Raw genomic sequence first — 17283 nt, forward strand, 5'->3', positions numbered from 1 at the left:
CCCAACAGTATAATCATTATTTATACTAAGGTTGAGCTATGCTGGATCGTCGCAAACTGTCGCCAAGCCTGATGCGCTCACTCGAAATCTTCGTCGCCGTTGCGGAAACAGGTCAAATGCGGGCGGGTGCGAAACTGCTCAATCTCTCGCAGCCGGCGGCATCCCAGCACATCACCGCGTTGGAAAAGGCTTTTGGCACCTTGCTTCTGGATCGTAGCACACGTCCGGCCCGGCTGACCTACGCGGGCGCGCGCCTGCACAGCAAAGCGCAGAAGATTCTGGATGCGTTTTCCGACATGGAAACCGAATTGCGCCACGTCGGCCAGAAATCCCTGACCCTGCTTCGGGTCGGCATTCAGGCCTCAATCGCCACGACCCTGACGCCCTCATTGATCGACCTGGCCCAGCGTGTCTTTAACGTCGAAGATATCACCCTGCATGCCGGGCAAAGCGGCAACCACGAGCATTTGCTGAGGACCAAGCAAGCGGATCTGGCGATCACCTCAAATCCGTTTCTGGACATGGATGGCCTGGAGCGCCACCATGTTCTGACCGAAAGATACCTTCTGGTTCTGCCCGAAACATATGATGGCCCGACAGATAGCCTTGAGGCGATCCAGACACGGCTGCCCTTGGTTCGGTTCGGAGATACAACAAACGCCGGACGCCAAATTGCACAACACCTGCGCCGTTTGCGTTTTGAACCCGACAAGGTCATTCAGGCGGACCGTTCAAGCATGGTTACGTCCTGTGTTTCTGCCGGACAGGGGTTCAGCCTTTTGACACCAACTTTGCTGATTGATGGATTGGTGGAGAACATGAGCTTGCGATTGAAAGAGCTTCCGGTCTCCGGCCTCTCGCGCACCCTGACAGTTGTCGCCAGAAAAGAAGAGCTTCAGAGTTTTCCAAAAGCGCTTGCTGAGATGTCCAAACAGAAGCTGACACAGCAAATTACCAAGCATATGGGAGATGTCGGAACAACAAACGTGGAATATGACTTGGCCGAAAACTTGGTAAATAACTGAACGAGGCCGGGCTTCCGTCGGCGAACTATTGACGATTCGCTTGTACGATCCATTCATTGGTTGAACGCCCCTGTTCTTGGCGTACGGACCCCAGGGACGCTGCCCCACCTAAAGGTTCGGTTAGGGCCACTGCTTGTGAAATTCAGGTAGTGCGTGCATTCCGCGCGCGGATCGCTTCCAGCAGCGGACGGGGATTGTTGCAGCGGTCAATGGCACCGTTTCTAACAAAATACCCACGATCGACATCCGCCAGCGTATCGCAAAAAATGCTATGTTCCTGAGGCCGGGACAAGTGTTCATCGCCTCGGTGACACGTGCTTGCGTGGCGGCGTCATCTTGGTGCGGGGTGGCAGGGTTGCCGCCCGCCACCCACAGGTGGACTGATGCTTTCAATCCGTGGGCCGCCACAGCCTGGTCCACTGCGTTCAGACGCTCGAGTACAGGGTCGGCATTGCCTAGCCGGAACATTGCACCGTCGATCCCGCAGGATTTTGGCACGGCGGCAAGCGCGGACAGCTGTTCGAAGTCAGTCGCGTTGAACACGTGGTTGATGACGTTAAATTAGGTGACTTCGGACTTGATATCACCCTTTGTCCGCATTCGCGAAACATAGATTGGCAGATCGATTGCCGGTTGCGGGATGGTCAGAAGATCGGCAGACACCTCAACATCACGCCAGTTCAGCGAGATTTCCCAATCCGTCAGATTGTGCGCTTCGGCGTCATGATCTCCAACATTGCCTCATTGACGCTCCGACCGAACAGCGTTGTCCGGAACCCAAGATGCTTGAGCATAGCAAGCCGGGTCCGACGCGCAGGGTCCAGCAGATCGTGCAGCGGAATGCGGACGTCGCGCACGCCCATCTCCTGCAGTGTCAGAAGGTGATAGTCGTTGCGAACGGTTTTGCGGTCAAATTCGTCCAGCCCTCCGCTGGGGGGCACTTCAGAGATCTCGGCCCAGTTCTGGCGCAGGTCGAAGCCGATCAGCGCGTTGGCGTTTTCCCTTGGCGCGGGCGCCAGGTCCAGCATACCTCCCAAGGGGCTTTCGCCCGGCGCAAGTTCGGCGCCGTTTGTACAGACAAACTTGGTGACGTGGCCGTTATCGTACACGTTGACGATGAAATACCCCAACTTGGCGGAATCGTTGCGACCTGACACGCTGCCTTCGGGCGGGATGGCCCGCAGCATTTCGGAATAGTCCTGCCGGACAAAGCTGGTTGCCGGCGCAAGGTAATAGTCGGTGTCGCCGTAGCGGTCATACCAGAAGTTGTGGGCGTGGCCTCGACCCCGTGTTTCTCAAGCAGCCCCAACAACCAGCCGCGCCCCGGTTGATCGGTGTTGTCACAATGATCCAGCTCTTGTGAGCAACACAGATAGGCCGGGTGATGCAACATCAGCATGACGCGCTGCCCGCTTGCCGCGGCAAGCTCGTCCTCAACCCATCGCTTCTGATCCGCGCTATCCCCGAACAAGGTCGTCCTGCGGTTGTGAGTGGTACAGCCCTGTCTTGCTGGAAAGCCTTACCCATCTGGCACCGCTGCCTTACGTCACGGACCCGTCAGGAAGAACCATCTTTGTATACGGTTTGTCTTGACGTGCTGGGCTCGTAGATTGAAAAGTAACGGTATTTCATCGTCATACAATTTATGACAGTCGACGGAACTGGCGCGAACAGGGGGTTTGAGAATGTCATTGAAACTGGAAGAAGTAAGCAGCGGACTGGGGTTTCCGGAAGGTCCCGTGGCTATGAACGACGGATCGGTTCTGTTCGTCGACATCAAGGAACAGACATTGGTTCGGCTGGGTACGGATGGCAAAGTTGCCAAGGTTGCCGAAATTCCAGGCGGACCAAACGGCGTTGCGATCGGACCTGACGGTGCCGCATATGTCTGCAACAACGGAGGTGTATACAGCTTCGTTCCATTTGGTCCTGACCAGATCACGGTTCCCGCTCCCATTCGTCCGCACTATCAAGGCGGGTCGGTTCACCGCGTTGATCTGGAAACCGGTGCCGTCACGCAATTGTTCGATTCCTACGAAGGAAAGCGGCTGATCGCCCCGGACGACATTGTCTTTGATGAATCTGGCGGCTTTTGGTTCACCGATACCGGGATCGAAGACGAAGAGTCGACGCGTTATGGCGGATTGTACTATGCCTCAATCGACGGCAAGACCCTGATCAAAGCGGCGACAATCCCAATGCCAAACGGGGTCGGACTGTCGCCGGACGGCAAGACGGTCTATGTCTCGGACACCGTGTTCGGCAGGCTTTGGGCGATGGAAATCACCGGAACGGGGCAAGTCAAACCGGGACCGATTCCCGGCATGCCCGGCAATGTCGTGCAAACCTTGCCCGGATATCAGTGGCTGGACAGTTTGAGGGTGGAAGAAGACGGGCGTGTTTGCGTCGGCACGATTTTCAATGGTGGCATTACGGTGTTCAACCTTGACGGGACAACCGAGCATGTCCCGGTGCCGGATCTGTTTACAACCAATATGTGCTTTGGCGGGTCGGATATGCGTGATCTGTGGATCACGGCGTCCAGCACAGGCAAGATCTACAAAACCAGATGGCCGCGCCCCGGGCTGAAACTGGCCTTCACAGCCTGAAGGTTTCGCACGGAATCCAAGCTAAGCGTGCCGGACACAACCCACGGTAGCATTTCCCGTGACATTTTGGCTGCCAGCCGCGCTTGCCTTAACGGCAAGGTGACGCCTATTGCTGGCGAGAGATGCCAAGGTGTTGTAAACATTCTGTCAAAATGGGGGATGTCAGCAACATAAGAACGCGTCGACCGGTTGATCCGGGAGAACGGCGCCAGGTCTGCGTACTGTTCGCGGATATGGTCGGCTATACCCAAATCGTTGCTGAGCTGGGCGAAGAAAAAGCGCTTGAGTTCGTTCGGCTGGTTTACGACATGCTGGTGAAAGCTGTCGAAGAGCATGGCGGCACAGCGCGTGAATTCGCCGGTGACAGCATCATGGCCCTGTTCGGAATCCCTGACGCGCTGGAAGATCCCGCACTGCGGGCTTGTCGGGTGGCCAAAACGATCCATGCTTCGTTTCTTGCCGAGGCTGACAATATCGAGACCCGGTTCGGGGTTCGCCCCCACATGCGCGTTGGCATCAGTTCCGGCAACGTCCTGATGGCGGCGGTTCAGGGCGATGATGGCCCGACGACCGCAGTGGGCAGTACGGTTAATCTGGCAGCACGGCTGGAGAACCTCGCCCCGCCCGGCGGCACCCTGTTGTGTGACACAACGCGGGGTCTGGTCGAGTGGGTGACAGAGCTTAGCTTCTTCGGCGAGCAAGAGGTCAAGGGATTCTCGGCTCCGCAAAAGCTCTGGGAACTGCAGGGCATTCACGATGATGCCACCCGGTTCGATGTCTCAATGGCCAAGGGTCTCAGCAGCTATGTCGGTCGCGCCAACGAGTTGAATGTCATGTCAGCGGCGCTGACACGGACGGAAGGCAAACTCCAGGCGATTGATCTTGTGGCCGAACCGGGGCTAGGCAAAACCCGCCTGGTATTCGAATTCCTGCAACGGATCGGCGGCGAGGGTGCTGCGGTTCTGACAGGATATTGCTTTGCCGACGGTCAACATGTTCCATTTCTGCCAATTCTGGAAATTGTCCGAAAGGCTTTCCTGATCAGCGACGGCGATGATCCCGTCAAAGTTGCCAACAAGTTGGAAGCGGGCCTCAGGATCTGGGATCAGTATAGCGATGAAAACCTGGGACTTCTTCTGAACCTGTTGGGCCTCACGCCGCCTGCCGGATCGCTGGATGGACTGGACGGCGTTCTGATCGGATTGCGCACGCGAGAACTGCTTCCACTGTTGTTGAAGGCACGCTGCGAAAAAGAGCAGGTGATACTTCTGATCGAAGACACCCATTGGATGGACAGCGCGACCGAGGATCTGCTGCGTGCTCTGATCCTGCGGGACGACCTGAAGAATCTACTGCTCATCCAGACCCGAAGACCGGAATACACGCCGCCATGGCTGGACGAAGTGTCCGTTACAACGGTTGCCCTGAAACCTCTGGATACCGAAGATTTCGCTCAACTGGCGCGACATCGGCTGGGTGTCGACGTTCTGCCGGACGGTTTTGCCGCGCAGCTGGTGGAACGGGCCGGAGGAAACCCGTTGTTCGGCGAAGAGATCCTGGGCTTTCTGCTGGATCAGGGTTCGTTGCGTGTCGAGGGGCGCAAAGCCAGTTTTGATGCCGACATCAGCAAAAGCGGGTTGCCCGTCACAATACGCAGCCTTTTGACCGCCAGAATGGAGCGGGTGTTGGCTGAGGACCGACCGGTATTGCAGGCCGCAGCCGTCATTGGACGGCGGTTTGATCCGGGGCTGTTGTCGCAGCTCGTCGAGAACTCGGAAGAAACGGGGGCGGCACTGAAGCGTTTGCAGGCACAGGATGTGCTGTATCGCGAACCTAATTCGTCGGACTACATTTTCAAACATGTGATGTTGCGGGATTCGGTTTACCAGAGCCTTGTCTCCTCGCGCCGGTCTGAACTGCATCTTGCGATTGCCGATAATCTGGCGTTACGAAACGCGAACAGGTTGCAGGAAGCGGCGGACACGCTGGCCTTTCACTACGGGCAGACGGATCGGACAGATCAGGCCTTCCGCTACAACGTGATGGCGGGTGACAAGAGCCTTGGCGTTTATTCACTGGACGAAGCCAACCGGTATTTCGATTCCGCGCTGGAACTGTATCAGCGCGACCCCGATATTGCTTCCAAAGAGCACTTTGCCCGCTTTCTGTCCAGTTTCGCGCTTTGTTCGAACATCTCGTTGCGGGTCAAGACGATTATCGAATTGGCCGGGACAGTGCGGCCCATTCTTGCGCAGGTTGGTGACAACCCTCATCACGCGCTGTTCCTGCACCATTATGTGTCCTGTTTGGTTTGCAACGGCAAATACCGCGAAGCGCATTGGGTTCAGCAGGAGCTGACCGCCATGGCGAAACGACTGGGAGACCCGGCCTCGCAGGCTTATGCCATGGTGAACGAGCTTTCGGTTTCCATATATTTTGCCCCCATCGAAAACACGGAATTCGACGCCCGCTCGCGCGAGGTGGAGGAGATTCTCAGCAAGATCGATGACGCGTATATCCAGAACTTCTTTCTGGCAACGATGGGCTGGAACGAACTGACCCGGGGCCGTGTTGCGCGTGCGCATGCGGCATCGGACAGGATGATTGCGATCGGGACATCCAAGAATGACCCACGTTCGCTGGGTTACGGAACCGCGATGAAGGCGCTGATTGCGATGGTCACGGACGACCACGAACTGGCGCTTCGAATGGCCGAAGAGGCGCGCAAGGCTTCACAGGTGGAATTTGAACTCGCCATTGCCGAGGCGGCCCGGGTCGCAGCCATGGTGCCGCTGCAAAAGCCCGGGGCCATCGAGATTGTTCAGAAACACATAGACAATTGCGCCGAAAAGGGTTGGACCCTGTTCACGATGGGCCCGGCGACGATGCTGGGCGTGGCCTACGCATTGAACGGCCAGGTAGCTGCCGGGCTGCAACAGGTCGAGACTGCGATCCGGAAGCGCACAGATGAAGGAACGCAGGTGTCTGCCGACTGGGCCCGGCTGTTCTTATGCGAATTGTATCTGGCCATACTCACCGGCGAAGGCGAAAGCTCGCTTGGCGTGTTCTTGAAGAACTTCCGCTCGGTTGTCTGGGTTATGATTTTTGGCGAGAAGAAGCTGATCCAGATGATCGCGGAAATTCGCAAAAACCCGCAGTTTGACGACAAGGGCCACTACATCGCCCGTTGCGACATGATCATGGGGCTTCTGTACAAGGCCCGGAAAAAGCGTCAACTGGCCTTCGAACACCTGACCAAAGCCCGCGTCATTGTTGAAACGGCCGGGCAGACGCCAATGCTGGCCCGAATAGACGCGGCGTTGGCGGATCTTGGTTAAGACGGTTCAGGTGTTCAACTCGGACAGGTACTTGATCGCCGCGAGGCTTGGCAGGAACGTGTAGGCACCGCCCCGTGCAAAAATCAGGCGCGGAAAACCGCGCAGGCGGATCGTGTCACCATCCGGCAGGGTCATATCGAACCAACTGGTTTCGGACGTATTCGCACCCAGCAGCGGATCGTTTGCGCCGGTAATGTTCGGGTCCTGCAGACCGAGATTGATCCAGTCGCACATGACGGCCTCGAATTGCGCGCCAATATTGGCACCAATGAAACTGCCCAACAGACCGCGTTCCGCGGTATCGGGATTTTGGGGGTCAAAGTCCGGGCCATAAGACATGCCGCGTCGGACCAGTCGCCGCGTGTAGTTCGCAATGCGCTGAACGATCGGCCCGCCCCGCGGGTTGCCGCGCCGCAAATGCGATCCGGCCGGGCAGCGTGAGCCGTGCGAATAGTCGAAATTGGTTAGCGAGACTTCTTCCTCGGGAAATTGGGCGTTTGGCGACAATTCGTATGGGGTCCCGTTGCGCCAGCGCCCGCACATCTGCGCCGCGACCACTTCGCGAAGGGCGCCATGCATATCCGGGTCTTTGACGATGAGATGCAGTTTCTTCGGGTCCGCCAAAAGGTCCCTTTTGGGATGGCTCATCAGTTCCGTAGCGGCGTTGTCCAGATAGGCCTCGAATCCGGCGGCGTCTTGTTGCAGCACCCGGAAGGCATTGAAAGACCCGTTGAATCCCAGCTCGTGCGGGGACGGAACGCGGAACAGCACGCCTTCTTGTTTGGTGGGATATCCCAGCAGCGCCGTGCCGAGCGGGTCCATGGGTTCATCCACACCCACCTGATCTGGATCGGTGACATGCCTGAAGCGCGGCTGCGAGATACCGTCGACATACCCGAAGAACACTTTCCCTTCGGGCAGATTCCGCCCATTGCGCACACCGAGAATGGTGAAGGCCTTGGCAACTTGCGCCTCGACCTGATCAAGATGGTCTTCGGTGTCGGAATGAACCGATGCAATCAGGTGTATCCGCTCGGGCTTGTCAAACGGAGCAGGCCAGTTTTCGGGCGCGCTTTTGCCGAAGTCCCCGATCTTGATCGCCCGTTTGGTCATCCCTTGAACGAATTCCGTCGGGAAGGTCTTAAGATGCTCAGCCGGCGTGCCCAGAGCGCGCAGCCCTTCAAAGGTAATTCCGATGTTGAAGCAGAACGGCGGCCTGACGGTCCAGGTAACATCGCGGGTAATCGCCGGAACGTCGCCGTGGCTGTCATCCACTGCTGCTGCTAGAAACTGCCGGGCCGCTACGCGGTCGCTGACCTCAAGAACCAGATGACGTACAAGATTGCGGCGATATCCACGCAGGATATTGCCTTGAATGTCTGCGAGGTTGAATTTTGTGTTCACCAGCCCTGTCCAAATTTCTGGCGCACCTGCGCGGCGGAAACTCCGGGATAGGCGCGATAGCCTCCTCCCAACGAAAGATTGCGGTTCGCGTGCAATTGCAGAACGAACTCACGCGGCAACGTCGCCAGTTTGTGCGGCGGCTGGTTCGGCGGCAGCCCTTTTGCGGCGTCCTGCAGCCCGAACAGATCAGTCGGGAAATCGGCGGCCTGGAACAGGTCATGTTCCTGCACCCAGTCGATGAACTCCTCGACGTTGTGTTCCGTCGGGATCAGGTGTTCGGCACCGTCCACCAGCGAAATAACATCGTTGAAAACACTGCCGATGGTGGTGATGAAATCGCGGATGTAGTTGCTGAAATCACCGTCATAGACCGAGATCATGCAAATCTTGTCTTCGATCAGCAGGAAACGCGCGAAATGAACGGTTCCGACATTGTCCAGCCCGGCAAAGATCTCGTCCACATTCTGTGCAATCGCCAGCGTCGCATGCGCCCTTCCGGCCGGCGAAGGATCCTTGAGCGGCATGATCAGGTTCATCATGCGCTGGACGTTTTCACTGGGCTGTGGCGAAGGTCTGGGCCCGCCCGGAAGCTTGGGCTTGGGCTCTTTCCAGATCCAGAACGGCACCACGACGTAGCGCGACAGGAACTTGAACCATCCCCGCTCGGGCAGGCTGTTGACGTAGCGATTGAACCAGCTGTCCTTACGTGTCATCGGATGGCCTCTTGGGGAATGGGCAGGGAGTCGCGTCCCGCAGCTGGCTGGAGAATTCGTAGGATTCAATGCGGATCTTGAGAACCGGATCCTCTGAAACCTCGATCCCGGGCGTCAATAGGCCCGGATTGAAGCTGAGCTTTTCCGCATTCTCGATCTGATCCTCAGGCACCGCGTCCAGCGTCAGTGTGCCCATCATGATGCGTTTGCGGTGCGGCGGCCATGGCCGGGCCGAATTTTCGAAATCGTCGCCCACCTCACCAATGGCCATCATCAGTGAAAACCGTGCGGGTTCGACGGCCAGCCGGTCTTTCAGCTCCTGCCGCAAATAGTCATCGTCCGGGGTTTCCGCGGGATCGGTTTTGAGAACACCGGCGATCGGTTGCCATGAAAAACGGACCCAACGCTTTACGTCATCCTCGCCGGTGACAATAAATGTATGAACCGCATGATAAGCCGCGCGAACATAGCTGACGGGCGCGCCGATGGCTGCCGCCTGCAGAACGCCCAATTGTGCCTCGGCGTTCTCGTCCGCGAACTTGATGGCACCGTCATCCGGGCTGATGGTTTCGTTCGGGTAGGGATCCCGTTTTGGCAGGATCAATTGCAGCAGGTTGATGATCTTCCGCCACGGCGACTCGCCATAGTACATTTTGGGTTTCGCCGCCTCGGCGAAATCCAGAAAGTTCTGGGGCGTCGACGAAAAGAACTCGGGCAGCGTCATGGCGATCAAGTCGGTGTCGGTGCCATCCGAAAGGTGAAACCGGACAGCCATACCGCGCACGTCGGACCAGCCGTCATGTACGGCGGCACATCCCGAGCCGTTCGAGAACCGAACGATGACATCCGTCTTGTCGGAACGGAAATGGTCGGCGGCGCAGAAGTTCCGGGCAATCGGAGAGGGCTTGAAGAAACCTGTCGCGCTGATGCCTATTGTATGAACCGGTCGCAGCTTGGGATCGCCATCTGGTCGATGCAATACATGAACCAGCTGCTCGGCAATGCCGGGAGCGCTCATATTTCCCCCCTGAGCGTTAATTAATCACTAATACCTATGTGTTAACCTTAACGGCTGCGGCCCCAAAGGCAATAAAAACGTCACATGTACACGCGCTTGGGTCGCGGTTCCCTGACGGAAGGAACGTGATGCAATCCTTACCAGCGGCGCGCCATCTCGACGGCCTTGGCCCAATCCCTGCCTTGTTTGCTGGCCTCGAATGCCTGGTCCATCAGGGTGTAAGACGACGGTTTGTGCGTCGCCAATCCGACCATTTTCGGCAGAGGCGGGTTTATGCGGACCAGACGGTCTTTCAATACCAGGTGGGCCATCCAGTACAGGTTCTCGGCCGATGTTGTAAGCAGCAATTCGATCAAAGCACCCTTGGGCGCGTTGGAAGTGACGCCAAACCACTTGAGCAGACCCCAGTCGTCGGGATCCCGGATCATCTGTTCCGAGATGTCGGTGGGTTGTTGCCCGGTGCCGATCGACAGGGCCTCGATCTGGTCCAGCCCCGGTGCCCGGCCCGCAGCGATGGCAACGTTGATTCCGTTCATCACCGGGTTGTTGGCAAAAGCGCCGCCATCGGCAAAGTAGCCGTAATCAACCCCCTCTGCCCTGATCAGGTGCGGCGGAAAATAGGACGGCGCCGCTGAACTGGCCATGGCCACGTCCAGCAGTTTGACCGCACTCATATCCAGCCAGGCGTCGCGCTCGACGTCATGGTTTGTGATGGTGAACGGCGCCCAGCCTACCTTGTCACTGCGATGGAGGCACACAGTGTTGACCGCCAGAACCAGATCGCGTGATAGCGAAGATATGGTCCGGTCGCCGACAAGCGACAGCCCGATTTCCGCCAGACCCGAGGCATTGTATTGCGCTGCCGTAATGCCTGGCCCGCCGCCCAGCTTGAATTTCTGCAGAACCCTGTCCGCCACCTTGTCCAGCAGGCTGCGTTCGTTTTCGCGGAAAATCGTGGCGGCGTCGTCCCGGTAGTGTGCGGCCAGCTTTTCGATCAGCGTGGCCATATCCTTGCCCTGGGTCCGGCCGTCGGCCAATGCCACCGCGATCAGTCCACCGGTCGACGTGCCCGCAAAACCGTCCGCCTTGTCCAGAAGCTGAGTTTCCTCGTGCAGACTCTGCAGAATACGGCACGTCAGATATCCACGAATTCCGCCACCGTCGCAGGAAACCAGTTTGAATGGCATCCGATTTACCCCGTTATTGTTTTCAGAGAAGGGTTGCGGACCGGGTCGAAGTATCACCCCTCCGCGAGCCTGTCTGACTGCTTCGTTTTCGTTCTTTCCCATATCATCAGAAAATTGTCACCGGGGTACAAGCACCTGGCAGACAATGGGCGCGTCGGGAAATCAGGCGCGGTCTTTGTGCGAGAACAGTATCTTGTCGCTAGGGAAATCAAGCCGGAAGTCTGCTGCACGCCTTGGAAGCGCGCGGTAGAATCTCAGCAATCCTGGCTCAACGGGTTTCGCAAGCGTCGCGCATTTATCGCACATTTCCATGATCCTGAGATGGGGCTGCCGGTTGCGAATGGCTTCCAGCAGGTTCGAATGCTCTGCGCTGAGTTTCTGAAACTGTTCGCTTTCTAGCAGCTCCTGATCGCCTACCAGCGCAAATACGGGTTCCGGGTGGGATTTGCCTTTCAGATCGACAAACCCGGCCCGCAGAGTGGCAAGGGTCGTTTCAGTCGCTTCCTGTACCGAGTTCGAGACCAGAATATCATAGTCGACATTGCGACAGCTCTGTTCGATGCGCGCCGCAACGTTCACCACATCGCCAATGACGGTGTAATTGAACCGGCTGCGCGACCCGATATTGCCGACACAAGCCCAACCCGTCGCACATCCGGTTGCCAGGGCAAGCGGAGGACGATCCTTCATGATGTCAGATCTGTTGAATTCAGCCAGTGCCTTGCGCATGTTCAATGTCGCCAATGCGGCGCGATGCGGGTGATCCTTGACCGGCAGGGGCGCATTCCAGAATGCCATAACAGCGTCGCCGATGAATTTGTCGATCGTCCCACGCTCGAGAAGGATCTGGTCCCCGATTTCAGAGAACAGCTCATTCAGAAGTGCGACAAGGTCGGTGGCGGTCACCCCTTCGGACAGCGGCGTGAACCCGCGGATATCCGAGAACATAACGGTTATTTCCTGAATTTCACCGCCCAGATGCAACTGATGACCGGTTGCTTCCATCTCATCGAGAATTTCGGGCGCGACGTAGTGCGAGAACACCTTTCGAATGGCGCGTTTTTCGCGTTCTGTCGAAATGAACATGTAGCCCGCCAACAACCCGAAATTGGCCATTCCGCCAATCATCGGGAACGTCACATCAAAAAGGATCTGCTGGTTCTGAAAGACCAGCCAGCCAACCGCCATCACAACCGCTGCCGCAATGCCGCCGGCAACAAAAGACGCAACGGCTCCAAAGCTCGACATGACTGCCGTGACCACCAGCCCAAGAATGACAAAGGCGATCAATTCCAGCGCTGCGATAACATCTGACCGGTTCAACATATCGCCTGTCAGGATCTGTTCCAGAATCTGCGCATGAATGGACACCCCGGGCACCGATTCCCCAAGGGACGTCTGGTGAATGTCGAACAGACCAGCTGCCGAGGTGCCGACAAGAATGATGCGGCCTTCGATTTTTTTCTGTAGATCCGGATCGTCGGCCGAACGCATGACGCGGTCTGCCGACAGATAAAGGTCTGGATTGTCGCGCCGGTATTTCACCCAGATCTCACCGTGTTCCGTTGTAGGCACCGCGTAGCCCCCAACATCGATGCCCAGCATTATTCCGGGTTCGTCCTGAGACCCCTCTGCCAGAATGATGGGTTCATCCAGTGCGATCCGCAGCGCCTCGATTCCCAGCCCCGGCATCACTCCATCAGGTCCGCGCCACAGTGCCGGAACGCGCCGGACCACGCCGGTTCCGCCCAAGGGCGAGACATTGACCCCTCCGATGCCAGCCGCGGCGCGATCCAGCGGCTCGGCGGGGGGCGCCCAGTGTGGAACCGAGATCAAACCGGTCGTCGGCGAGTCGCCAATTTCGACAATACCCGTTTTGGGCGGCACCTCGCGGTCGCCACCCGTCGGGCGCGCCGCGACGCCCAGCACGACTGGCCAATGGGCCATTTCGAACCCGAACAAGACATCGTTATCCAGTGCTTTTGCACCTGGTTCGATATCAACCAACCCTTCAAGCGCCGGGTCATTGAGAAGACGGGAAGGCGAAAATCGATCTGGCTCGACAAAAAGCATGTCGAAGGCGATGACCGCCGCGCCATATTCACCCAGGTTTTCCACCATTTGCGCCAGCAACGTGCGTGGCCAGGGCCATTGCCCCCAATTGGCCAGGGAAGTCTCGTCGATATCGACCACGCGCACCGGCAAGTCGGGATTGTATTCGCGTGGAGACAGTCTTTGCAGAATGTCGAAGTAGATCAGACGGGACATCTGAACCGGATAGGGGTCCATCGAACGAACCAGGCAGCCGAACAGGATCAAAGCAATTCCGAATAGACGGAATGCCCATTTTCGGCTGTTTTTATCCCTTGTTCTTGCTGTCACCTCTGCCTCCGGGCGCAAGGGGGTCAGGTTTTGCCAGCAATCCGGTCCACGTCATTTTTCTGGACGACCCTAGTCGACTTCGGGATCATGCTCGGGTTCGGGATCATCTTCCGGTTCGGATTCAGGCTCGGTTTCGGGTTCGGGATCATGTTCCCCCTCGGTTTCAGGGTCCGGTTCCGGCTCCGGGTCACGTTCTGGTTGGGATGGCGGATCAGGACGGTTGTCTGGCGGGGTGGGGTCTGACACAGCACGCGCCTCATTGGTACTCGTTTCACCGGGCGGCGCAGGGCGGGGTTCAGACCGACCGGGTGATGCAAAGAAGCGAACCGGCCTGGCGTTTTCGGAACAGCCGCCGAATTCGACCTGAAGCGGCGGAAGCAACCCTTCCTGCGACCGCGCGAACGGGAAACCGCTTTCCAGCGCCTTCCTGTATTGCTCGCGATCCACCGGCCTTCCGACGCCGCCACCCTTACTGTTCGCAAAAAGGCTGCATTGTCTCCCGGTGGATCGGCACGACCCGCTTAGGCTGCACATTCGAACAGTGCCTTCCAGAACCAGCATCGCGCTTTGGTCGCCGGAGGCAATCCAGAGATCGAAAGTCGTTCCGCGCACCGCCATGGTCGCTGATGGCGTCGAAATGGAGTAAGCCCGCTTTCTGCTTTTTCCGGAAATGAACCGGAAGCTGCCACCCAGTGCCTGTACCGCAAAGGACTTGGCCTTGCGGTTGTTCCGCAGCATTTTGACATCAATGACCATACGCGCATTGGGGCCGATGGCTATTTTCGTGTCATCGACAAACACAAGCTGAACCACGCCGGATCCGTCAGTCGCGATCGCATCACCCGAGTCGACCTCCATCCCCGTCCGCAACGCTTGTGTTTCTCCGGCACGCGTTACCTGAGCGCCTTGCTTGGCGCTGACGACTTTTCCGATATTTGCGACGACCTGCGACGGCAGAATCACAATAAGGCAAACTGCCAAACACACTTTTAACCAAGCCAATCCAAGCCCCTTTCCCCCAAAGGTTCCTGCCGGGTACACACCACCCCAAGCCCGATTGATGCCTCACAACAAACAGAATAAATCTGCAGACTAAATATAGGCAAATATGCAGTAATGCTTATGTTTTTGGCAAGTTTAATATCACCGCCCCAAAAAACGACTGTGGTCAGGTGACGGCCGCCTCGTGTTGAACCGTCGTTTTTGTCCGGCACTCCCTGCCAAGAAAACAGCTGTTATTCGACGAAGACTGTCACACGTACGGCCCCCCGGAATTCCGATTTGCAGCCGTTTGCAGAATTTTGCCATTTAGCAGGAAAATCGCCTTGTATCTTGGTGACAGGCACGGATATACCCGTCGGCGGAGACGTGGCCGAGTGGTCGAAGGCGCTCCCCTGCTAAGGGAAAACTTGGTAAGAATATTCCCTTATTTTACAATACGTAAGCGGGAATCTAGTTCGATGTTGCCAGATTTTTGCCGAAAGTCCCACCCATGTTCAAGCAGGCGATCCGCTAAGTCGTCAGGTGCAATCTTTCTATAACGATTGGCCATTTCGCTCTTTGCCCAGCCCCCGAGGTCCATGAGCCCACCGAAGTCTCTTGTCTGAGCGTAGTACCAAGTTGCCCAAGTATGCCGGAGAACGTGTGGTGTCACATCTTTTCCAAGGCCGGCCGCATCTCGGGCCTTGTTAAACGACGCTTGCATTTGGCCGCCGCCATTCTTTCTCAACTTGATCGGTTTTCCATATGGCGTGCGGAACATGCGTCCCGACTCGGGCAACTCCCCCATTAAACATACAGCACGGCTAGGTAGCCGTACCAAGCGCTCACTCGATACAGTTTTACCTGCGCCGTCCTCCTCAGCAGGAATAAACTGTTGAGAGGTTGCTGGATTCCAATCATTAATGTCCGCTGCAAAGCACTCTCCTGTTCGGCACCCAGACCCCAAAAGGAAAGCAATCTTCTTGAGTGTATACAGTTCGGGCTTGTCGTGGCGCGGCAGGGTAAGTTGGGCGGCGGCTTTCAACAGCGCCTCAGCTTCTTCTGGATGGAGCCAGCGAACTCGCTTGTTATCTGTGGACGGCCTTTTCCGCTCTCCCCTGGCCCAGCGAACTACCGCGGTGATCGGTACACGCACTTGGCGTCTGCGAGTTTCGGGAACTGCGTTGGGGTACAACTCCATGGCACAGTTCACGATTTCCAACTCTCCAATTTGATCAATTGTTGTGTACTTGCCGAAATACCCGATGAGTTTTGGCAGGAAACGTGCTTCACCACCATCGTCGACGTAGCCCTTTGCCGCCTCCCAAAATGGCACCTCTTTGTTTGTAGGAATAGCTAATTGGGCCGCCCATTCCTCTTTATAAAGTTGCTGGGCCTTAGCGCGAGCTACGCCTTTGAGGCTTTTGTCACGGATGCCAAGGCGTCGGCGAATCCGCCGCCCTTCGATTGAAAACGAGACCGCCCAACCTTGCTCCGTCCACTTCGGTTCCCAGTCTTTCTTTGGCATTTTAAAGCCTCTCTCAGTTCCTCAATGTGTTCCGGGTAAAACACCTTTTTGTTGCCGCGCCGTTCGTAACATTGATGCTTTGCTAGAATGTCTGTCAGACTTCTTCGTGAAATCCCCAGAGCTCGGGCTGCGTCATCCATGCCGGCTGGTTGTACTATCCAGTTTGGGCTTGTGTTCATCTCTGCGCATCCTCCACGGCTCTGAGTGAAAACCCAATCGGAAGTGTTCTGCCTTGGTCTATGTACCGACTGCCTGTTAGCTGATTTTCGATCATTCGAGCACCGATTGAGTTTCTTCTGCTCGCTTCATCGATACTTTCGGTATGCAGTCAAGAAAAATTATTATTACAAAACATGAACTTGCGTCTACTCCAGGTTGACTTTTCAGATTGAACTGCTGGGGTCAGGAGGGCGCCTCAAAACACATTTTTGCTGCGTTTTGAATTGGCTGCGCGTTTCTTTGCCGGAGTTTAAGTTGACACCTCCGATATGACCTCGGTTGAGTGGAAAATTTCATTACCATAGGGCGAGTCACGGAAGCGTGATGTATGTTTCATCTGCGATGCAGAGACGAGTACCTGCGCCGACGTTCACAGATCAAAACAGATACATCTTCTGTCCGTACGTCAGAACAAAATGGCAAACATACAGAACAACGCAGACCTCGTGTGCGCTGTGAAAGAACTTGTGGAGAAATGAGAGCATTGCTCCCTCCCTTGGTTGTTGATTTTAAAAGTGTGTATAGTGTGTATAGTGTGTATAATGATTCGACTGGCGCGTCAACATTTGACGCATTGTGTGTATAGTGTTAACTTAAGGTCATGGAAAAACTCTCAGAAGAACCGCCCAAAAGGCTACAAATACTAATGACTGAGGATGAGCTGGCGCTTGTTCGCCAGTACACACATCAGAACGAGATCTATGGACGATCTGCCGCGATCAGAGCGCTTGTTCAGGCGGGCTTGAAAGCGGAACAAGCGGCTGGTCGCTTTGATCCAAACCGAAAATAGGTGCCAGAACAGGCTTGTGAAAAATGTGTTCCAACCTGTGGAATTTGGTTTCTTTTCGATGACGTAATGGGGGGACGATCAGAAATTTA

At 56.5% G+C, this 17283-nt stretch carries 13 protein-coding genes; 4 read left to right on the forward strand and 9 right to left on the reverse strand.

The window, feature by feature from the left end; all coding sequences use genetic code 11:
- Window positions 1-38 precede the first annotated feature (38 nt).
- Window positions 39-1025 (forward strand): LysR family transcriptional regulator, encoded by a 987-nt coding sequence (locus ACR0J8_RS21335; protein ID WP_480526782.1) that lies wholly within the window; start codon window positions 39-41, stop codon window positions 1023-1025.
- A gap of 120 nt (window positions 1026-1145) precedes the next feature.
- Here ACR0J8_RS21335 and ACR0J8_RS21340 read toward each other — a convergent pair whose 3' ends face one another.
- Together ACR0J8_RS21340 and ACR0J8_RS21345 are read right to left on the reverse strand one after the other, a co-directional pair.
- On the reverse strand, window positions 1146-1568 hold the full coding sequence (locus ACR0J8_RS21340; protein ID WP_480526784.1) for a hypothetical protein: 423 nt from the start codon (window positions 1566-1568) through the stop codon (window positions 1146-1148).
- 158 nt (window positions 1569-1726) lie between these two features.
- Entirely contained in the window at window positions 1727-2212 is a 486-nt protein-coding gene (locus ACR0J8_RS21345) for a hypothetical protein (protein WP_480526786.1), read from the reverse strand.
- A gap of 498 nt (window positions 2213-2710) precedes the next feature.
- Here ACR0J8_RS21345 and ACR0J8_RS21350 point away from each other — a divergent pair, with 498 nt between their 5' ends.
- Window positions 2711-3634, forward strand: coding sequence for an SMP-30/gluconolactonase/LRE family protein (locus tag ACR0J8_RS21350; RefSeq protein ID WP_480526788.1), 924 nt, complete (start codon window positions 2711-2713; stop codon window positions 3632-3634).
- Window positions 3635-3786: 152 nt separating this feature from the next.
- Window positions 3787-6972 carry an ATP-binding protein gene (locus ACR0J8_RS21355; protein ID WP_480892184.1) on the forward strand — a complete coding sequence of 1062 codons (3186 nt, stop codon included), beginning with the start codon at window positions 3787-3789 and terminating at the stop codon, window positions 6970-6972.
- Window positions 6973-6978: 6 nt separating this feature from the next.
- Here the strand turns inward: ACR0J8_RS21355 and ACR0J8_RS21360 are convergent, their stop codons facing one another.
- From ACR0J8_RS21360 to ACR0J8_RS21390, 7 genes are all read right to left on the reverse strand, one after another.
- On the reverse strand, window positions 6979-8376 hold the full coding sequence (locus tag ACR0J8_RS21360; protein ID WP_480526791.1) for a Dyp-type peroxidase: 1398 nt from the start codon (window positions 8374-8376) through the stop codon (window positions 6979-6981).
- On the reverse strand, window positions 8373-9089 hold the full coding sequence (locus tag ACR0J8_RS21365; protein WP_170681703.1) for a hypothetical protein: 717 nt from the start codon (window positions 9087-9089) through the stop codon (window positions 8373-8375). Before ACR0J8_RS21365 ends, ACR0J8_RS21360 begins: the two co-directional genes overlap by 4 nt.
- A complete protein-coding gene (locus ACR0J8_RS21370) occupies window positions 9079-10107 on the reverse strand; it encodes a catalase (protein ID WP_480526795.1) in 1029 nt (342 codons plus the stop codon). Before ACR0J8_RS21370 ends, ACR0J8_RS21365 begins: the two co-directional genes overlap by 11 nt.
- Before the next feature lie 137 nt (window positions 10108-10244).
- Complete coding sequence (locus ACR0J8_RS21375; protein ID WP_170612152.1) at window positions 10245-11294, reverse strand: patatin-like phospholipase family protein; 1050 nt, start codon at window positions 11292-11294, stop codon at window positions 10245-10247.
- Window positions 11295-11456: 162 nt separating this feature from the next.
- The gene (locus tag ACR0J8_RS21380) at window positions 11457-13676 is read right to left on the reverse strand and encodes a CHASE2 domain-containing protein (RefSeq protein ID WP_480892189.1); all 2220 of its coding nucleotides are present in this window, start codon (window positions 13674-13676) and stop codon (window positions 11457-11459) included.
- 69 nt (window positions 13677-13745) lie between these two features.
- The gene (locus tag ACR0J8_RS21385) at window positions 13746-14639 is read right to left on the reverse strand and encodes a FecR family protein (protein ID WP_480526801.1); all 894 of its coding nucleotides are present in this window, start codon (window positions 14637-14639) and stop codon (window positions 13746-13748) included.
- Window positions 14640-15102: 463 nt separating this feature from the next.
- Entirely contained in the window at window positions 15103-16185 is a 1083-nt protein-coding gene (locus tag ACR0J8_RS21390) for a tyrosine-type recombinase/integrase (protein ID WP_480431046.1), read from the reverse strand.
- A gap of 820 nt (window positions 16186-17005) precedes the next feature.
- Here ACR0J8_RS21390 and ACR0J8_RS21395 point away from each other — a divergent pair.
- Entirely contained in the window at window positions 17006-17194 is a 189-nt protein-coding gene (locus tag ACR0J8_RS21395; RefSeq protein WP_480592377.1) for a hypothetical protein, read from the forward strand.
- The last annotated feature ends 89 nt before the right edge of the window (window positions 17195-17283 follow it).

The sequence above is a fragment of the Ruegeria sp. N11 genome (assembly GCF_056531525.1).

Excerpts from the sequence above, each read along its gene's own strand:
- ACR0J8_RS21345 (WP_480526786.1), bottom strand. The coding sequence starts at position 2,212 with ATGCTGCGGGCCATCCCGCCCGAAGGCAGCGTGTCAGGTCGCAACGAT.
- ACR0J8_RS21355 (WP_480892184.1), top strand. The coding sequence starts at position 3,787 with ATGGGGGATGTCAGCAACATAAGAACGCGTCGACCGGTTGATCCGGGA.
- ACR0J8_RS21370 (WP_480526795.1), bottom strand. The coding sequence starts at position 10,107 with ATGAGCGCTCCCGGCATTGCCGAGCAGCTGGTTCATGTATTGCATCGA.
- ACR0J8_RS21375 (WP_170612152.1), bottom strand. The coding sequence starts at position 11,294 with ATGCCATTCAAACTGGTTTCCTGCGACGGTGGCGGAATTCGTGGATAT.
- ACR0J8_RS21335 (WP_480526782.1), top strand. The coding sequence starts at position 39 with ATGCTGGATCGTCGCAAACTGTCGCCAAGCCTGATGCGCTCACTCGAA.
- ACR0J8_RS21350 (WP_480526788.1), top strand. The coding sequence starts at position 2,711 with ATGTCATTGAAACTGGAAGAAGTAAGCAGCGGACTGGGGTTTCCGGAA.
- ACR0J8_RS21390 (WP_480431046.1), bottom strand. The coding sequence starts at position 16,185 with ATGCCAAAGAAAGACTGGGAACCGAAGTGGACGGAGCAAGGTTGGGCG.
- ACR0J8_RS21395 (WP_480592377.1), top strand. The coding sequence starts at position 17,006 with ATGGAAAAACTCTCAGAAGAACCGCCCAAAAGGCTACAAATACTAATG.
- ACR0J8_RS21365 (WP_170681703.1), bottom strand. The coding sequence starts at position 9,089 with ATGACACGTAAGGACAGCTGGTTCAATCGCTACGTCAACAGCCTGCCC.